16 protein-coding genes and 1 pseudogene are annotated in these 17,735 nt (G+C 49.0%); 16 read left to right on the forward strand and 1 reads right to left on the reverse strand.

Annotation, left to right across the window (positions count from 1 at the left end; all coding sequences use genetic code 11):
• Positions 1–9: 9 nt before the first annotated feature.
• The 16 genes from rnpM to lepA all read left to right on the forward strand — a co-directional run bounded on the left by rnpM (position 10) and on the right by lepA (position 17,136).
• Positions 10–306, forward strand: coding sequence for an RNase P modulator RnpM (gene rnpM, locus LSE01S_RS02040; protein WP_061775967.1), 297 nt, complete (start codon positions 10–12; stop codon positions 304–306).
• Positions 299–604, forward strand: a complete 306-nt coding sequence (locus LSE01S_RS02045) for a L7Ae/L30e/S12e/Gadd45 family ribosomal protein (protein ID WP_061775968.1) — start codon at positions 299–301, stop codon at positions 602–604. The genes rnpM and LSE01S_RS02045 overlap by 8 nt, the downstream gene beginning before the upstream one ends.
• A gap of 47 nt (positions 605–651) precedes the next feature.
• Positions 652–3,054, forward strand: a complete 2,403-nt coding sequence (gene infB, locus LSE01S_RS02050) for a translation initiation factor IF-2 (RefSeq protein WP_061775969.1) — start codon at positions 652–654, stop codon at positions 3,052–3,054.
• A gap of 20 nt (positions 3,055–3,074) precedes the next feature.
• Positions 3,075–3,425 (forward strand): 30S ribosome-binding factor RbfA, encoded by a 351-nt coding sequence (gene rbfA, locus LSE01S_RS02055; protein ID WP_061775970.1) that lies wholly within the window; start codon positions 3,075–3,077, stop codon positions 3,423–3,425.
• Positions 3,426–3,521: 96 nt separating this feature from the next.
• Positions 3,522–4,430, forward strand: a complete 909-nt coding sequence (gene truB / locus LSE01S_RS02060; protein WP_061775971.1) for a tRNA pseudouridine(55) synthase TruB — start codon at positions 3,522–3,524, stop codon at positions 4,428–4,430.
• Between the two features lie 18 nt (positions 4,431–4,448).
• Positions 4,449–5,399 (forward strand): riboflavin biosynthesis protein RibF, encoded by a 951-nt coding sequence (gene ribF / locus LSE01S_RS02065; protein WP_061775972.1) that lies wholly within the window; start codon positions 4,449–4,451, stop codon positions 5,397–5,399.
• Between the two features lie 176 nt (positions 5,400–5,575).
• A complete protein-coding gene (hrcA, locus tag LSE01S_RS02070) occupies positions 5,576–6,613 on the forward strand; it encodes a heat-inducible transcriptional repressor HrcA (RefSeq protein ID WP_061775973.1) in 1,038 nt (345 codons plus the stop codon).
• A 20-nt stretch (positions 6,614–6,633) separates the two neighbouring features.
• On the forward strand, positions 6,634–7,224 hold the full coding sequence (gene grpE / locus LSE01S_RS02075) for a nucleotide exchange factor GrpE (protein WP_082622312.1): 591 nt from the start codon (positions 6,634–6,636) through the stop codon (positions 7,222–7,224).
• Positions 7,225–7,261: 37 nt separating this feature from the next.
• Positions 7,262–9,124, forward strand: a complete 1,863-nt coding sequence (gene dnaK / locus LSE01S_RS02080) for a molecular chaperone DnaK (RefSeq protein WP_061775975.1) — start codon at positions 7,262–7,264, stop codon at positions 9,122–9,124.
• 124 nt (positions 9,125–9,248) lie between these two features.
• Positions 9,249–10,397, forward strand: coding sequence for a molecular chaperone DnaJ (gene dnaJ / locus LSE01S_RS02085; protein ID WP_061775976.1), 1,149 nt, complete (start codon positions 9,249–9,251; stop codon positions 10,395–10,397).
• Between the two features lie 299 nt (positions 10,398–10,696).
• Positions 10,697–10,846 (forward strand): teichoic acid D-Ala incorporation-associated protein DltX, encoded by a 150-nt coding sequence (locus tag LSE01S_RS02090; protein ID WP_061775977.1) that lies wholly within the window; start codon positions 10,697–10,699, stop codon positions 10,844–10,846.
• A gap of 50 nt (positions 10,847–10,896) precedes the next feature.
• Complete coding sequence (gene dltA / locus LSE01S_RS02095) at positions 10,897–12,426, forward strand: D-alanine--poly(phosphoribitol) ligase subunit DltA (RefSeq protein ID WP_061775978.1); 1,530 nt, start codon at positions 10,897–10,899, stop codon at positions 12,424–12,426.
• Positions 12,426–13,637 (forward strand): D-alanyl-lipoteichoic acid biosynthesis protein DltB, encoded by a 1,212-nt coding sequence (gene dltB, locus LSE01S_RS02100; protein WP_061775979.1) that lies wholly within the window; start codon positions 12,426–12,428, stop codon positions 13,635–13,637. Before dltA ends, dltB begins: the two co-directional genes overlap by 1 nt.
• Before the next feature lie 31 nt (positions 13,638–13,668).
• The gene (gene dltC / locus LSE01S_RS02105) at positions 13,669–13,902 is read left to right on the forward strand and encodes a D-alanine--poly(phosphoribitol) ligase subunit DltC (RefSeq protein ID WP_061775980.1); all 234 of its coding nucleotides are present in this window, start codon (positions 13,669–13,671) and stop codon (positions 13,900–13,902) included.
• Between the two features lie 3 nt (positions 13,903–13,905).
• On the forward strand, positions 13,906–15,195 hold the full coding sequence (gene dltD / locus LSE01S_RS02110; RefSeq protein ID WP_061775981.1) for a D-alanyl-lipoteichoic acid biosynthesis protein DltD: 1,290 nt from the start codon (positions 13,906–13,908) through the stop codon (positions 15,193–15,195).
• Positions 15,196–15,303: 108 nt separating this feature from the next.
• Positions 15,304–17,136, forward strand: a complete 1,833-nt coding sequence (gene lepA / locus LSE01S_RS02115; RefSeq protein WP_061775982.1) for a translation elongation factor 4 — start codon at positions 15,304–15,306, stop codon at positions 17,134–17,136.
• 93 nt (positions 17,137–17,229) lie between these two features.
• Here lepA and LSE01S_RS02120 read toward each other — a convergent pair.
• Positions 17,230–17,735, reverse strand: a pseudogene (locus LSE01S_RS02120) (hypothetical protein); the annotation flags it as partial.

Genomic DNA, 17,735 nt, shown 5'->3' on the forward strand with positions numbered 1-17,735 from the left:
TTCGGGTCCATGAAACAGCGAAAGGTTCCCCTGCGGAAAGATATCGTGACGGGGGAAATGGCACCTAAGAAGCAACTGGTCCGCGTCGTGCGGAACCAGGATCAAGAGGTTAGCATTGACCCTACCGGGAAGCAATCGGGTCGAGGGGCATATATCTCCCTTGATGTTAAGGTTGCCGAGCAGGCGAAGCACGAAAAGACCTTTGACCGTGTCTTTGGCGTCAAGATTGACGACCAGTTCTATGATGACCTGATCGCCTACGTTGACCATCAGCAGGCTCGTAAGGAATTATTCGACAATGACTAATTCCGACAAGGCTTTGCAACTTTTGGGATTGGTCCGGCGGGCCGGTAAGTTAGTTACGGGTGAATCATTCGTCTTAGCTGCCGTCCGGGATGGATCTGCAAAGATGGTCTTACTGGCAAACGATGCTGGTAAGAGTAGCCAAAAACAATTTCGTGATAAAACGACCAGTTACCAGGTCGAATTAATAGAAACTTTTACTAAAGACCAGTTGAGTACCGCCATTGGGGCGGCACGCACGGTTATAGCCATTACCGATCCGGGTTTCGTCCGGAAGTTACACCAGTTGTTGTCAGCGTAGCCGCTTGACGTTCTCGTGATCGATAGAATATTAAGGAGAGTGAAGATATGGGGAAAAAGCGAATTTATGAACTCGCAAAGGAAATTAATGTCTCCAGTAAACAGATCATTGCGAAGGCCGAAGAAAAGGGCTTCCCAGTGAAAAACCATATGTCTACGCTCGGCGAGAACGAGGAACGTCAATTGCGGGCTGCCTTGCAACCAAAGGGCCAAGCCACGAAGCCGGCTACTAAACCAGCAGCTAAGCCCACGCATGCGGCCAAGCCAAGTCAGTCAATGACTCAGGGTCACAGCAAGCCTGCGACCAAACCTGCTCAGTCAAAGGGGCAGGCCCGGGATAATCGAAATGCGAATAGCACGCATGCCCGTCCCCAGAACCAGCAAGCGTCTCACGGCCAGCAGAGCCAGCGGACTAGTAACAAAAATAACAGCCAGACCGGCAGTAACCACAGTGATTCACGGAACTCCGGTACCGGCAGATTTGGTGGAAGTTTGAATAATAATACTAATAATAGCAGTAATAACCGGCGTGGCGGCAATGGCGGCGGCAACAGTCGTGGCGGCCGGAATAATCGGAATAACCGCAACAATCGTCGTCGGAACACTAATAATAACAACCGTTACAAGAAGAACCAACGGATTAAAGACACGAACCAACACAAGGGCGCGCCGGAACGGAAGAATAAGGCCTTACCAGAAACCTTGGTCTTCACGGATGGCATGAACGCCCAAGACTTGGCAAAAATTTTACACCGTTCTTCAGCAGAAATCGTGAAGAAACTCTTTATGTTGGGGGTTATGGTCAACCAAAATCAATCCTTGGATAAGGACACGATTGAAATTTTGGCCGATGACTACGGTATTAAAGCAGAAGAAAAGGTTGAAGTCGACGTAACTGATATCGATAAGTTCTTCGATGCTGAAATGGCTAATACGGATCATCTAGAACCTCGGGCCCCCGTGGTTACGATCATGGGCCACGTTGACCATGGTAAGACGACTTTGCTTGACCACTTACGTCACTCTCACATTACCGAGGGTGAAGCCGGTGGGATCACGCAAGCCATTGGGGCTTACCAAGTTCATTACAATGATAAGCAGATCACGTTCCTGGATACCCCAGGACACGCAGCCTTTACTGAAATGCGGGCTCGTGGTGCTGAAATTACCGACATCACGGTGCTGGTTGTGGCCGCTGATGATGGTGTGATGCCACAAACTATCGAAGCTATTCACCATGCGAAGGCTGCTGGAACGCCTATTATCGTTGCCGTTAACAAGATCGATAAGCCGGGTGCTAACCCTAACCATGTGATGGAACAGCTGACGGAATATGAATTAATTCCTGAAGACTGGGGTGGTGACACCATCTTCGTTGAAATTTCGGCGAAGTTTGGGAAGAACATCGATGAATTATTAGATATGATTCTCTTACAATCCGAAGTGCTCGAATTGAAGGCTAACCCACAACAAAACGGGGTTGGGTCCGTCATCGAAGCACGTTTGGACCAAGGTAAGGGTTCCGTAGCCACGTTGTTAGTCCAACAAGGGACACTTAAAGTTGGGGACCCAATCGTGGTTGGGAACACCTTCGGTAAGGTTCGGACGATGGTTAATGAACGTGGTCGGCGGATTAAGACGGCGGGTCCTTCGACCCCTGTCGAAATTACCGGGTTGAGTGACGTGCCAGAAGCTGGGGACCGTTTCGTGGTCTTCGACGATGAAAAGACGGCCCGGGCTGCTGGTGAAGAACGGGCCAAGGAAGCCTTGGTCAAGGAACGGAACAACACCAGTCATGTCACGTTGGACAACCTCTTCGACTCCCTTAAGGAAGGCGAAATGAAGGAAGTTGACGTGATTATCAAGGCCGATGTTCAAGGCTCGGTTGAGGCCTTAGCAGGTAGCTTGAAGAAGATTGATGTTTCCGGAGTTCGGGTTAATATCATTCACTCCGCCGTTGGGGCCATCAATGAAAGTGATGTGACCTTAGCCGAGGCGTCAGACGCCATCATCATTGGGTTCAATGTTCGGCCAACGCCACAAGCACGGGCACAGGCAGATTCCGACAAGGTTGATATTCGTTTGCACAATGTCATTTACAATGCCATTGATGAAATCGAAACGGCCATGAAAGGTATGCTGGAACCAACGTACGAAGAAGAAATCATCGGCCAAATTGAAGTTCGAGATATCTTCCATGCGTCTAAGGTCGGCACTATTGTCGGTGGGATGGTAACTAGTGGTTACGTAACCTCTGACAGTGACGTTCGGTTAATCCGTGATGGCGTGGTCATCTACGAAGGTAAACTTGGTAGTTTGAAGCGGTTCAAGGATGACGTTAAGCAAGTTAAGCAAGGCTTCGAATTAGGTTTGACGATCGAGAACTACAACGACGTTAAGGTTGATGACGTGATCGAAGCTTATGTTATGAAGGAAGTTCCTGTTAAATAAATAATCGGAGGCAATCGTAAATGGCACAATATCGAGTTGGCCGGTTGGAACAAGAAATCCAACGGGAAGTAACGGATATTTTACTGAAGCGCGTTCGAGACCCACGGGTCGACGGCGTGACCGTTACGGGTGTAGAAGTCACTGGTGATTTGCAGGAAGCTAAGGTTTACTACAGCATTCTTTCCGACAAGGCATCTTCTGCCGAAAAGACCGCTGCCGGCCTGAAGAAGGCTACCGGTTTGATTCGGTCTGAACTAGGTTCTCGTCTGAGCATCTACAAGACGCCGGAATTGACGTTTGAACAGGACCAATCAGTTCGTTATGGTAGTCGGATCGATGAGTTACTCAACGATCTCCATCATCAAGAATAATGCTAACCAGATAATGACACAGAAAAGACGCTGGTCCGAGGGGATCGGCGTCTTTTTATTGGCGGCAGGGTGCCCGCCAGGAATGGAGGACGCGACATGAATGGAATTATTCCGTTGTATAAAGAACGAGGATTTACCAGTCACGACTGCGTGGCAAAGCTGCGACACATTCTCCACACGAAGAAAGTGGGTCACAGTGGGACCCTCGATCCGAGTGTGGACGGTGTCCTGCCCATTTGTATTGGTGCGGCCACCAAGGTGGTGCCATACTTAATGGCATCTGGGAAGGTATACCAGGGGACGGTTCGACTCGGATTAGCTACGACGACCGAGGACTTGGATGGTGAGGTCATTGAGACCCGACCATTGGAGCAACCATTCTCGCTGGCAGATTTGAAAGCTGCCGCAGCTAAGCTAACCGGGACGATTCAACAGACACCGCCCATGTTTTCTGCGGTTAAGGTGCATGGACGCCGGCTCTATGAGTATGCCCGTGCGGGCGAAGTGGTTGAACGGCCTACCAGAACGATTACGGTTGATCGGTTTGATCTGGCCGATGCCGGTAACTTTGATCGTGATCACGGTACGCAGACCGTGGCGTTCGAGATTGCCTGTTCGAAAGGGACCTACGTCCGGACGCTGGCAGTCGATCTGGGCCGACAACTCGGGGTTCCCGCAGTCATGTCATCGTTGACCCGGTTGTCGAGTGGCGGGTTCACCCTGGAAGAGACGGTCACCTTGGAACAGGTCGCAGCGGCCATGGAACATGATGAGGTTGATCAAATCTTGCGGCCGTTGGATTATGCTTTAAAGGGTTACCCTCAGGTTGATCTGACGGAGAAAGTCTGGCATCTGGTGCAAAATGGTGTTTGGCTGTCGCGTGACGAGGTGGCTAGTAGCGCGCCGATCGTCGCGCTACGATTTGCTGACCAAACCAAGTGTCTCTATGAATGGCATGAAGAAAAACAGGCCTATAAGCCATTAAAAATGTTCAGTACGCAGTAATTAGAAAGGGAGTCGGTTATGGAAGTTATTCGTATACATCATCCGCTGGACCAGCGACAGATTCCCAGCGATCCGGTCGTTTTGGCCATGGGCTTCTTTGATGGCGTCCATCGTGGTCATCAGGCGGTGATTCAGCGAGCCAAGGAGATCGCTCAGGCCAAGGGGGTTAAGTTGGCCGTTCTGACGTATGACCATCATCCAGCCATCGTTTACCGCCCGCTGACCTTGGCGGATCAGAAGTACCTCAGCACCACGCGACGCAAGCTACAGCTGTTGGCCCGATTCGGAGTCGACCGCGTGTTCTTAGTGAGCTATACCGGGGCCTTTTCTGCTCAAAGTCCGCAACAATTTGTAGACGACTACCTAGTCAAATTTCACACGGTGACAGCCGTTGCGGGATTTGATCACACCTATGGGAAGAAAGACGTGGCCACAATGGATCGGCTGCCAGAGTTCGCTCAGGGCCGCTTCGACGTAGAAACGGTCGGTCCCGTTGAAGAAACCGATCGTAAGGTGTCGTCGACGCGAATCCGACAGGTCATGCAGGCGGGCCAAATCGATGAGGTTAATCAGTTATTAGGCTATCAATACCGGTCGACCGGGCTGGTGGTCCATGGTGAGGCACGTGGTCGCGAACTGGGCTTCCCGACTGCTAATGTTTTAACACCGGATAACGAATGGCTTCCCGGTATAGGCATCTATACTGCCCGCCTGAAGGTGGGCGCAATTTGGTACCCTGGGATGGTCTCTGTGGGCCGCAACGTCACCTTTGGGGATCATCGGCCCATCACTGTGGAAATCAACCTCTTGGACTTCCAAGGCAACCTGTATGGTGAGTCCGTCACGGTTGAGTGGCATCATCGGTTGCGGGGCGAAGTTAAGTTTGCGGGGGTCGAAGCGCTCGTGGCTCAGCTTCAACAAGACGAAGCGGCAACGCGAGTGTATTTTAAACAATTAGCAGCAGATTAAAATGGCGTTTTCTGTGAAAACGGTTCGGACTGGTCAGTCTGGGCCGTTTTTAGCACTTAATGGACGAGATTGCTAAAAAGTCTACCGGATTTCTTGACATAAAATCCCGGTTTTGCTACATTATATATGTGTCTTAGCACTTGGTTTGTTTGAGTGCTAAAAAAGGGGTGATTGTGATGCTTTCAGAAAGACAGATGATGATTCTGCGAGCTGTGGTCCGTGACTTTACCAACACCGGCGTGCCGGTGGGGTCGAAGGCCCTTGCGAAGCAGTTGCCCATCCATGTAAGCTCAGCAACAATTCGTAACGAAATGGCCGCACTTGAGGAGCAGGGCTTGATTAAGAAGACCCACTCCTCCTCGGGACGGATTCCTTCAGTTGAGGGTTATCGGTACTATGTCGACCATTTAGTCAAACCCGATCCGTTACAACCAAACGATATTGATGTGATTCAAACGTCTTTGGGCGGGGATTTTCATAAGATTGACGAAATCATTTCACAATCAGCGACGATCCTCTCCAACCTCACGAGTTACACCGCATTTACATTGAAGCCGGAGTTAAAGGACAGTCGTCTGAGTGGTTTCCGGCTGGTGCCACTGGGTAAGCGCCAGGTCATGGCGATTCTGGTGACGGACAGTGGCGATGTGGAGAATCAAACGTTTGACGTTTCCGAGGCGGTTTCCGGCGATCAGCTGGAGGCAGTCGTGCGGCTTATCAATGACCAATTGGTGGGACTCACGTTGCCCGATGTCTTGCAGAAGTTGCAAACGGACATCCCGCTGAAGATTGCCAATTATTTGCAGAGTCCCACGGGATTCCTGGATATTTTTGGTGATGTCTTAACCCGGGCCGCGCAAGAGCGGTTCTACGTTGGGGGTCGGCTAAATCTCCTGAACTTTTCTCAGGATAGTGATGTGGATTCGTTGAAGTCGCTGTATTCATTGATCGATAAGACCGATGACATCGCGAATGTTTTGGGGTCACCGAGTGATAACATTTCCGTACAAATCGGAAATGAGATGACTAACGATGCCTTACGAAACTTCAGCCTGATTACGGCAACTTATGACGTTAACCAACATGGTCGCGGGATGATTGCCATCCTTGGACCGACGCGGATGCCATATTCACGAATGTTAGGAATTGTTGGTGCGTTTCGTGAAGAGCTCGCCAAAAAATTGTTAGATTATTATCGTAATTATGACGAGTAAAGAAAGGGAGGGTTTTTATCGTGGCTGACAAGCAACAAGCAACCACCGATGATCAAACCGCGGCGAAGGCCGCTGCAACCAAAGCGTCCACAGCTAAGGCTGATGTCAAGGATGCGGCCAGTGATCAAGCTAAAGCCAAGGTAGCGCCACAGATGACTGCCGAGGAGGCTACCGCGCTTAAGAAGCGAGCGGACGACTTTGAAGACAAGTATTTGCGGGCGGAAGCCGAAGTCCAAAACATGCAAACCCGTTTTCAAAAGGAACAAGCCACGCTGATTAAGTATGACGGTCAGCAATTGGCGAAGGATGTGCTCCCGGTTATTGATAACTTGGAACGGGCGTTAAGCGTTGAAGCTGCTGATGAAGCGGGAACTCAACTGAAGAAAGGTGTCCAGATGACCTATGATCACCTGGAAGATGCCTTGAAACGTAACCATGTGACCGAGATTGTTGCCGAGGGTCAAAAGTTTGATCCCACCCAACATCAAGCGGTGCAATCCGTTCCTGTCGAAGACGGCCAGGAGGCTGACACCGTGGTGAAGGTTTTGCAGAAGGGTTACCTGCTGAAGGACCGGGTTTTACGGCCAGCAATGGTCATCGTTGCTCAATAATTAATCAAAAAAATAAAGATAAAAGAGGGAATTTTTGATGGCAAGTAACAAGATTATCGGAATTGACTTAGGGACGACTAACTCAGCCGTTGCCGTTCTTGAAGGTAGCACGCCAAAGATTATTGCGAACAAGGAAGGCGCTCGTACGACGCCATCCGTTGTGGCCTTTAAAGATGGCGAAACGCAGGTTGGTGAAGTGGCTAAGCGCCAAGCAATCACCAATCCTAACACCATTTCATCCATCAAGAGTCACATGGGTGAGGCTGGGTTCAAGGAAACCGTTGATGGCAAGGATTACACACCACAACAAATTTCCGCAATGATTTTACAACACTTGAAGGCCTTCGCTGAAGACTACATTGGTGACACGGTTGATAAGGCCGTCATCACCGTTCCAGCCTACTTCAACGATGCCCAACGGCAAGCCACCAAGGATGCCGGGAAGATTGCTGGTTTGAACGTTGAACGGATCATCAACGAACCAACGGCTGCTGCCTTGGCATACGGTTTGGACAAACAAGATAAAGATGAAAAGATCATGGTTTATGACCTTGGTGGTGGGACGTTTGACGTTTCCGTCTTGGACTTAGGGGATGGCGTCTTCGATGTTCTGTCCACTAACGGTGATACTCACTTAGGTGGGGATGACTTTGACCAAAAGATTATGGACTGGTTAATTGCCGGTTTCAAGGAAGAAAATGGCGTTGACTTGTCTAAGGATAAGATGGCGGTTCAACGGTTAAAGGATGCCGCCGAAAAGGCTAAGAAGGACCTCTCCGGTGTGACGGAAGCTCAAATCAGCCTGCCATTTATTTCCGCTGGCGACAACGGCCCATTGCACTTGGAAAAGAGTTTGAGTCGGGCCAAGTTCAATGAATTAACGGCTGACTTAGTCGAAAAGACGCGAGTACCCGTTGAAAATGCCTTGAAGGATGCCGACTTACAAGCTTCCGACATCGACGTGGTGATCTTAAATGGTGGGTCCACTCGGATTCCAGCCGTTCAAGAAGCCGTTGAAAAGTGGACGGGCAAGGAATCTAACCATTCAATCAACCCTGATGAAGCCGTTGCCTTAGGTGCTGCGGTTCAAGGTGGTGTGATTACCGGTGATGTTAAGGATGTTGTTTTGCTTGATGTTACGCCATTATCCTTGGGGATTGAAACCATGGGTGGTGTCTTCACTAAGCTGATCGACCGCAACACGACGATTCCTACCAGCAAGTCACAAGTCTTCTCAACCGCTGCGGACAATCAACCTGCCGTTGATATCCATGTCTTGCAAGGTGAACGGTCGATGGCCGCTGACAACAAGACGTTGGGTAACTTCCAACTGACTGATATTCCAGCCGCTCCTCGTGGTGTTCCTCAAATCCAAGTGACCTTCGATATCGATAAGAACGGGATCGTTAATGTTTCCGCCAAAGATATGGGGACGAACAAGGAACAAAAGATTACCATCAAGAGTTCCGATGGTTTGTCCGATGACGAAATCGATAAGATGATGAAGGAAGCTAAGGAAAACGAAGCTGCCGACAACAAGCGCAAGGAAGAAGTCGATACCAAGAACGAAGTCGACCAATTACTCTTCCAGACTGACAAGACCTTGAAGGACGTTAAGGGTAAGGTTTCCGATAACGAAATCAAGAAGGCTGAAGATGCACGAGATGCCCTCAAGAAGGCCCAAGAATCCAACGATATGGATGACATGAAGGCTAAGAAGGATGACTTGAACAAGATCATCCAAGACCTGTCTGTCAAGTTGTACCAACAAGCGCAACAAGAACAAGCAGCCGCTGGCAAGGATGACGCCGGTGACGACAAGGGTGCCAAGAAGGACGACAAGGACGGCGAAACGGTCGACGGTGACTTCCATGAAGTCAACGACGATGACAAGAAGTAGTCATTAACGTCTAACCTGGCAACGGCAAGGAGTCAGAGTCCGTTGGGCTTTGGCTTTTTGTTTCGAGTATGCTATTCTTACACTTAGCGTTTTAAATTAGCGGAATTGATTGGGAGGAAATCGGATGGCGCAATCGGACTTATATGGCGTATTAGGTGTCGCAAAGGATGCCAGCCAAGATGAAATTAAAAAGGCCTATCGGAAATTATCAAAGAAGTATCACCCGGACCTGAACAAGGCCCCTGATGCGGCTGATAAGTTCAAGGAAGTCCAAGAGGCCTATGACGTTTTGGGTGATGAACAAAAGCGGGCTAACTACGACCAATACGGGTCAGCAGACGGTGCTCAGGGTGGTTTTGGCGGCTTCGGTGGTCAAAGTGCTCAAGGCTTCGGTGGCTTTAATGGCGGTGGTGGCTTCGATGACATCTTCAACCAGTTCTTCGGTGGTGGCGGGGGGCAACGTAACCCTAACGCGCCCCAACCGGGTCGGGATCTTCAATATCAAATGGATTTGAAGTTTGAAGAAGCCATTTTCGGGAAGAAGACCAAGATCAAGTACACGCGTGAAGCCCAGTGTCATACCTGTGGCGGTAACGGTGCTAAGCCAGGAACGTCGCCGGTAACCTGTCACCAATGTGGCGGTTCCGGTTACGTGACGACTGAGACCAATACGCCATTAGGACGGATGCGTAGCCAACAACCTTGCCCAGTCTGCAATGGGACTGGTAAGGAAATTAAGGAAAAGTGCCCAACCTGTGGCGGTTCCGGTCATGAAGAAGAACGGCATGAAGTTGAAGTAACCATCCCAGCTGGGGTCGACGACGGTCAACAAATGCGGTTACAAGGCCAAGGTGAATCCGGCCAAAACGGCGGGGGTTACGGTGACTTATTCATTATCTTCAAGGTTGAACCAAGCAAGGACTTTGAACGTGACGGCAGTGAAATCTTCTTTAATCAAGATGTCTCTTTTGTTCAAGCAACTATGGGGGATGACGTCACGGTGAAGACGGTTCACGGCGACGTTAAACTCAAGATTCCTGCTGGGACTCAGGGTGGTACGACCTTCCGGCTTCGTGGGAAAGGTGCGCCACGCTTGCGGGGTAACGGCAACGGTGACGAGCATGTGACCGTTAAGGTTGTGACGCCTAAGAATCTAAATAAGGGCCAACGAGAAGCTTTGAAGGCTTTTGCTCGGGCCAGTGGCGAGAACGTCACCGGTAGCGGCAAAGGAAACTTATTTAACAAAATGCGTGACAAATTCAATGAAAATTAGTTGAGACCCAGAAGTGGGCTAATCGCTAATCTATCAAGGATGCTGAAGATTTCGGCATCCTTTTTTTGTGGGGTCATACCAAGAAAAAGATTTCTAAAATAACAAGAAAGCGTTAAGGTTGAGTAGTGTTGTTTGCAATCAGGTTTTCGCAATGATAATCTCAGAATATAAGAAGCGTGGCGGAAGCCACGATCTTCACCATTTACAGAAGTATTCGTCGGGAAATACGGACTTTTGTTCATGGGCTGAACGGTGTCGGTGCGGGGGCGAATAACCGACTAACTTTGGGGGTGGATTTCATGAAAGCAAAATGGCTGGCGTTTTGGCACCAGCCGGTGGTGGCATTTATCGGCTGGACCACGTTTTACTTTTGCATTCTGATGGCATTAGTTTATTTGTACGGATATAGCGGATTAAATAATTCGACATTTATATACAACGAGTTCTAGTTGAGGGGTCAACTGCTCGTTAGTGAAAATACTCTGGGGGGGAATAAGTCATGATAAATGACCTGATCAAAACAATCGACCAGTTTGCCATAAGCGAGCCACAGCGGGTTGCCTATGACGATCTTGGCAAGACGAACACTTACGGTGATTTGAAACGGCAATCGGACGCTTTAGCTGCCCATTTGGATGCCATGGATTTACCACGGCACGCGCCCATTATGGTTTATGGGGGTCAAACCTTCGCTATGATGGCGACCTTCTTAGGCATTGTTAAGAGTGGGCATGCCTACGTTCCCATTGATACGCATTCGCCAATGGAACGGATTACAACGATTAATGAAATTGCTCAGCCGGCGGCAGCCATTGCGGTTAGTCCGATTCCGGCTGATTTAAAAGCAACACCCGTGATTACAACGGCTAATTTGGACACAATTTTTGCTGGTGCAGCCACGGACTATGTGGTGGATCACGCGGTCAAGGGTGATGACACTTACTACATTATCTTTACTTCAGGAACCACCGGGAAGCCCAAGGGGGTTCAAATCTCACACGACAATTTGTTGAGCTATGTTAACTGGATGTTGAGTGAAGACTTTGACTTACCGGACTATCCACGGGCTTTATCGCAAGCACCATACTCGTTTGACCTGTCCGTCATGGACTGGGGGCCAACCTTGGCCAGTGGGGGCACGCTGGTGGCCTTGCCGAAGACGGTTACGGATAACTTCAAGGTCCTGTTTGAAACGCTGCCAGCGATGAATTTGGACGTCTGGGTATCGACCCCGTCGTTCATGGATATTTGCTTGCTGGAGCCCACGTTTGACGCGGCACATTATCCTAACCTGAATCGCTTCCTCTTCTGTGGGGAAGAGCTCACACATGGCACGGCTCAAACTTTGCATGACCGGTTCCCAGACGCTCGGATTTTCAACACGTATGGCCCAACCGAGACCACGGTGGCGGTCACACAAGTTGAAATTACGGCGGATATCTTGCGGGCCTATCCACGATTGCCAATTGGGTACGTCAAGGATGACTCCAAGATTGTGGTGGTCGATGATAACCTGAAGCCGGTTCCTGCGGGAACGGAAGGTGAGATTCTGATCTCGGGGCCATCAATGTCCAAGGGGTACCTGAACAACTCGGATAAGACGGCAAAGGCGTTTGTCGATTGGAATGGCCAAACGGTCTATCGTTCTGGTGACTTAGGGGTTCAACTCGACAACGGGCTCCTCATGTACCGTGGTCGGACGGACTTCCAAATTAAATTACACGGTTACCGCATTGAATTGGAAGAAGTTAACCATTACCTTTCGCTTGAAGACCATATTCAAGTGGGGGTTGCGGTTCCGCGTTACGATCGGAGCCACAAGGTTAGCCAACTGATTGCCTGGGTGGTCCCAGTCGATCATGAATTTAGTAGTGAATTGGCCCTGACTAAGGCGATTAAGGACAATTTACAAGGTGGCGACATGATGGAATACATGATTCCGCAACGCTTTGTTTACAAGGAAAGCCTACCGATGACCCCCAACGGCAAGGTTGATATTAAATCTATCATTGCTGAGGTTAATCAATAGTGCTGTCATTTGAACCGTATGGTAACCCAACCTACTTCGCCTTGTTGGGTGTGGCATTACTGCCGCTGATGATTGGACTCCTGTACGGTAAACGGTCACGACTGTATGAAACGTTAATTTCCGTGTTCTTCTTGCTCCTAACCTTCGGGGGACCGAAGTGGACGCAAGGGGTGGCGTTGATTATTTACATTTTGTATGAAGTCGCATTAACCTGGGGGTATGCCGTCTACCGGAGGCAAAAAAATTCAGGTCCAATCTTTTACCTCATGGTCATTCTTGCGATCATTCCGTTGACCATTGTTAAGGTGACACCAGCCGTGGACCACGGCCAAGCCTCCTTAATTGGTTTCTTGGGAGTGAGTTACCTCACATTTAGAGCCGTTCAAACGATGATGGAGACCCGGGATGGCACGCTGAAGAATTATTCACTCATGACTTTTCTTCAATTCATGCTGTTCTTCCCAACGATTTCATCCGGACCCATCGACCGTTATCGGCGCTTCGAAAAGGATTACCGGTCTGTACCGAGTCGTGAAAAGTATCTCGGTATGATTCAAAAAGGGGTCCGTTACATCTTCGTTGGGTTCCTGTATAAGTTCATTTTGGCTTATTACTTTGGCACCATGCTGATGCCAAAGTTGGCAATTATGGCGATGCACTCACGAGGGGGATTCTTGGACCTGTCGTGGCCGGTATTGGGATACATGTATGCCTACAGTGCTGATTTGTTCTTCGACTTCGCGGGATATTCATTGTTTGCTGTGGGGACCTCCTACATTATGGGGATCGAAACACCAATGAACTTCAATCAACCGTGGAAGTCACCGAACATCAAGGACTTCTGGAATCGGTGGCATATTACGTTGTCGTTCTGGTTCCGTGACTTTATCTACATGCGACTGGTTTTCTGGTTCATGAAGCATCGGGTCTTTAAGAAGCCGACAACGACCGCCAATGTCACGTATATTATTAATATGTTGATTATGGGGTTCTGGCACGGGGTTACCTGGTATTACATCACGTACGGCCTGTTTCACGGGGTTGCCCTGGTGGTTAATGATGCCTGGTTACGCTACAAGAAGAAGCATCGGGCAAGTATTCCGCACAATGGATTTACTCAGGCCTTCGCTATCTTTTTGACGGCCAATATGGTCTGCTTTAGTTTCTTAATCTTCTCAGGTTTCTTGGATAAAATTTGGTTCACAAAATAATTTCGATATTTCATCGAGGGGGAAATTGAAAATGGATATTAAAGAAACGGTTTTGAATATTTTAAATGATTTAACGGGGAACGATGTTAGTGGTGTCATGGACGACAACTTGTTTGATAGTGGGTTATTGGACTCCATGGGTTCCGTGCAACTCTTATTACAATTACAATCAGAACTGGGTATTAACGTGCCCGTTTCAGAATTTGAGCGGTCAGAGTGGGACACGCCCAACAAGATTATTAGCAAAGCTGAAAGCCTGGCCTAGCCAATGGCAAAGCGATTACTGCGGATCTTTGGTCCGTTAATACTCGCGGCCATTCTTGTTTTCGCGGTGTTAGCGATGCCGGTGAACGTTGGTTTTAGGCATGTGAGTGCCGAGAAGGAGAAGCAAGCGGCGGTATCCTTGTCCCCGAATGTTTTACGGGGGAAGCATATCAAGCAAGAAGCCCTGAAGGACGGGTATGTCCCATTCTTTGGGTCTTCCGAATGGTCCCGGTTCGATCCCATGCATCCCTCGGTGTTAGCCCAGAAGTATAAGCGGAATTATCGTCCGTTTCTCTTGGGAGCCCGCGGGTCGCAATCACTGACCCAGTACTTTGTGATGCAAAATATTCAAGGCGAACTCCGTAATAAGAAGGCGGTTTTCGTCATTTCACCACAATGGTTCGTGAAGGATGGAACGCGTAAGGATGCCTTCGGCTTCTACTACTCGCAACTCCAAACGGCCGAGTGGCTCACGCATTTCCGGACGGATGCGATTGACCGTTATGCGGCCAACCGACTTCTGCAAATGCCAGCCGCTCAGTCGGACCACTTCATTTACGCCGCTCTGCAACGGGTAGCGGATGGGAAGCAACTCACGAATTACCAACGATTCTATCTGCAAACGCGGAAGAATATGCTGACGCAAGAAGACCAGTTCTTCTCAGGCATTGACTTACCATCACGAAACTTGAGTCGAGTGAACCAGCAGGCCAAGCAGTTACCCACTCATTATTCCTACTCGGCGCTGGATCAACTCGGTGGTCGTTTAGGTCGTGAAGCGACCGGCGATAATCCATTCCGAATCAGTGATAAGTTCTATAAGCAAGGGTTGCAAAAGGAAATCAAGATGGGAAGCTTGAAAGGGTTCCAAAAGAACCTTTCTTACACCAAGTCTCCTGAATTTGCCGACTTCCAGCTCTGCCTAGACCAATTCTCGCGATTGAACACGAATGTCCTCTTCATCATTCCACCGATTAATAGTCGTTGGCAAAAGTACACGGGGTTATCCGAAACCATGTTACGGCAATTTGACCAAAAGATTCATTACCAATTGCAATCACAAGGCTTCAATAACATCGTCGACTTGAGTGATAAGGGTGACGTGCCCTATTTCATGACCGATACGATTCACCTAGGCTGGCGTGGTTGGTTGGCGGTTGATCAACGGGTTAATCCGTTCCTCAGCAAGTCGCAATCGAAGCCCCATTATGCGATGAATGATAAGTTTTACTCAAAGACCTGGCAACAATTGGCGCCAGATGATTTGACGCAATACGAACAAGAGACGAAGTAAGGAAAGGTCGGCGACTGCCGGCCTTTTTCATTGGCGGTAAGTTTGTACTTCCAGGGGATGGTTGGTATAATTATTGAGACATGGCGTTTAAGAAAGTAGGAAATCAACATGGATCTTGAAAAATTAAAGCAACATCAAAAATACATTCGCAATTTTTCCATCGTGGCCCATATTGACCACGGGAAATCAACCATAGCGGACCGTATCCTGGAGTTGACGGATACGATTTCCAAGCGCGATATGCAAGATCAAGTGTTGGATGACATGGACCTTGAGCGTGAACGGGGGATTACCATCAAGCTGAACGCCGTTGAATTGACGTACCATGCGAAGGATGGTCACGACTACGAATTCCACTTGATCGATACTCCAGGGCACGTGGACTTCTCGTATGAGGTCTCACGGAGCCTGGCCGCCTGTGAAGGGGCCGTATTGGTGGTCGATGCTGCACAGGGGGTCGAAGCGCAAACCTTAGCTAACGTTTATTTAGCGTTAGATGATGATTTGGAAATCGTGCCCGTCATCAACAAGATTGACCTGCCGGCCGCCGATCCGGATAAGGTAAAAAAAGAAATTGAAGATGTTATCGGCTTGGATGCCGATGATGCGGTCTTAGCGAGTGCCAAGGAAGGTGTCGGGATCCCCGAATTACTTGAGCAAATCGTGGCCAAGGTGCCCGCCCCAACCGGCGATCTGGATGCGCCATTGAAAGCCTTGGTTTTTGACTCGGTTTACGATGATTATCGTGGGGTTGTGCTGAGTATTCGGGTATTCGAAGGAACCGTGCAACCAGGGGATAAGATTCGCCTGATGAATAGCGGAAGTGAATATGAAGTGACCGAGGTTGGGGTGAACTCGCCTAAGCCAATTTCGCGGGATAATTTGATTGCCGGGGATGTCGGCTACCTCACTGCCAGCATCAAAGATATCACCGATACTCGTGTTGGGGATACCGTGACCAATGCGGCTATGCCCGCCGACAAGGCTTTGCCAGGTTATCGGGAAATGAGTCCCATGGTATATGCCGGGTTATATCCAACCGACAATGCCAAGCTTAACGACTTGCGGGAAGCTCTGGAAAAACTTAAGCTGAACGATGCCGCATTGGAATTTGAACCCGAATCCTCACAGGCCTTGGGTTTCGGCTTCCGTTGTGGATTCTTAGGGATGTTGCACATGGATGTCGTGCAAGAACGATTGGAACGGGAATTCAACCTGGATCTGATTACGACGGCACCATCCGTTACGTACCATGCCTACCTGACCGATGGCACGATGAAGGAAGTTGAAAATCCAGCCGAAATGCCGGAAGCTTCCGCCATCAAGCGGATTGAAGAGCCCATCGTGAAGGCAACGATCATGGCACCTAATGAATACGTTGGTGCCGTCATGGACCTGTGCCAACACCGGCGGGGCCAATTCTTGACGATGGAATATCTAGATGACTACCGAGTCAATATTATGTACAACATGCCCTTATCCGAAATCATCTTTGATTTCTTCGACAAGTTGAAGTCAAGCACCCGGGGGTATGCTTCCCTGGATTATGAACGAAATGGCTACTCTGCTGCGGATCTGGTTAAGATTGATATTCTCCTAAACGGAGACAAGGTCGATGCACTGAGCTTTATCGCTCACCGGACGTTTGCTGCCCAACGGGGTCGTGAGATTGCATCACGGTTGAAGGGCATCATTCCACGCCAAAACTTCGAAATTCCGGTTCAAGCGGCTATCGGCGCCAAGGTGATTGCCCGGACGACGATTAAGGCTTATCGGAAGGACGTGACGGCCCATCTTTATGGGGGTGACCGTACCCGGCGGATGAAGTTGTTGGAGAAGCAAAAGGTTGGTAAGAAGCGGATGAAGGCCGTGGGGAAGGTTGATATTCCTCAAGAGGCGTTCATGGCCGTTCTGAAGACCGATGAAGACGAAACGAAATAATTTTATTTCTTGAATCGAAAACACCACCTGTTTAGCAATCTTTCATTGCCAGATAGGTGGTGTTTTTTATAATGTTGATGTGATTATTTTGCCTTAATAAGCGCCGTAGGCAAACTTAGGATAATGTTTATTCCCCATTTTCTTGGCGACTGATTTGCTTCGGTAGTAATGAGACTCGACAGAAACATCTGCGCCGCCAGCTACCGTCAGCACTTTGTGCTTACCAAACTTGTGCACGTTTAAGTAATCCCCATCACCGGCCGATTGTTGCCAGCCATAAATATGAATCCAGCGATAGCCGTGAATTTTACCGGTTTGGGTAGCCGTCCAGTATTTACTGGTCTTCATGGCCTTTGTACCATAGTAGATTTTGTGCTTTTTATACTTACGCAAGTTTTTATTGTTGATGTGAGTCTTATAAACTTTCTTTTTCCCATAACCGTAGTTCGTATAGGTATACCAGGTTCCAGTCATAGATTTTGGCATCTTACTATACGAATAGCCAACACGCTTAGCGGAAGCGGTGGTTCCAAGTACGCAAACGGCTAAGAAGAATACCATAGCCATCAGAAGTGACTTTAAAACTTTTTTCATTAGGC

It is taken from the genome of Levilactobacillus senmaizukei DSM 21775 = NBRC 103853 (genome assembly GCF_001592085.1).
GTDB lineage: Bacteria > Bacillota > Bacilli > Lactobacillales > Lactobacillaceae > Levilactobacillus > Levilactobacillus senmaizukei.

What these genes read in the sequence shown, in the direction of transcription:
- rnpM (WP_061775967.1), top strand. Translation starts at nt 10, where the DNA reads ATGAAACAGCGAAAGGTTCCCCTGCGGAAAGATATCGTGACGGGGGAA.
- LSE01S_RS02045 (WP_061775968.1), top strand. Translation starts at nt 299, where the DNA reads ATGACTAATTCCGACAAGGCTTTGCAACTTTTGGGATTGGTCCGGCGG.
- infB (WP_061775969.1), top strand. Translation starts at nt 652, where the DNA reads ATGGGGAAAAAGCGAATTTATGAACTCGCAAAGGAAATTAATGTCTCC.
- rbfA (WP_061775970.1), top strand. Translation starts at nt 3,075, where the DNA reads ATGGCACAATATCGAGTTGGCCGGTTGGAACAAGAAATCCAACGGGAA.
- truB (WP_061775971.1), top strand. Translation starts at nt 3,522, where the DNA reads ATGAATGGAATTATTCCGTTGTATAAAGAACGAGGATTTACCAGTCAC.
- ribF (WP_061775972.1), top strand. Translation starts at nt 4,449, where the DNA reads ATGGAAGTTATTCGTATACATCATCCGCTGGACCAGCGACAGATTCCC.
- hrcA (WP_061775973.1), top strand. Translation starts at nt 5,576, where the DNA reads ATGCTTTCAGAAAGACAGATGATGATTCTGCGAGCTGTGGTCCGTGAC.
- dnaK (WP_061775975.1), top strand. Translation starts at nt 7,262, where the DNA reads ATGGCAAGTAACAAGATTATCGGAATTGACTTAGGGACGACTAACTCA.
- dnaJ (WP_061775976.1), top strand. Translation starts at nt 9,249, where the DNA reads ATGGCGCAATCGGACTTATATGGCGTATTAGGTGTCGCAAAGGATGCC.
- LSE01S_RS02090 (WP_061775977.1), top strand. Translation starts at nt 10,697, where the DNA reads ATGAAAGCAAAATGGCTGGCGTTTTGGCACCAGCCGGTGGTGGCATTT.
- dltA (WP_061775978.1), top strand. Translation starts at nt 10,897, where the DNA reads ATGATAAATGACCTGATCAAAACAATCGACCAGTTTGCCATAAGCGAG.
- dltC (WP_061775980.1), top strand. Translation starts at nt 13,669, where the DNA reads ATGGATATTAAAGAAACGGTTTTGAATATTTTAAATGATTTAACGGGG.
- dltD (WP_061775981.1), top strand. Translation starts at nt 13,906, where the DNA reads ATGGCAAAGCGATTACTGCGGATCTTTGGTCCGTTAATACTCGCGGCC.
- lepA (WP_061775982.1), top strand. Translation starts at nt 15,304, where the DNA reads ATGGATCTTGAAAAATTAAAGCAACATCAAAAATACATTCGCAATTTT.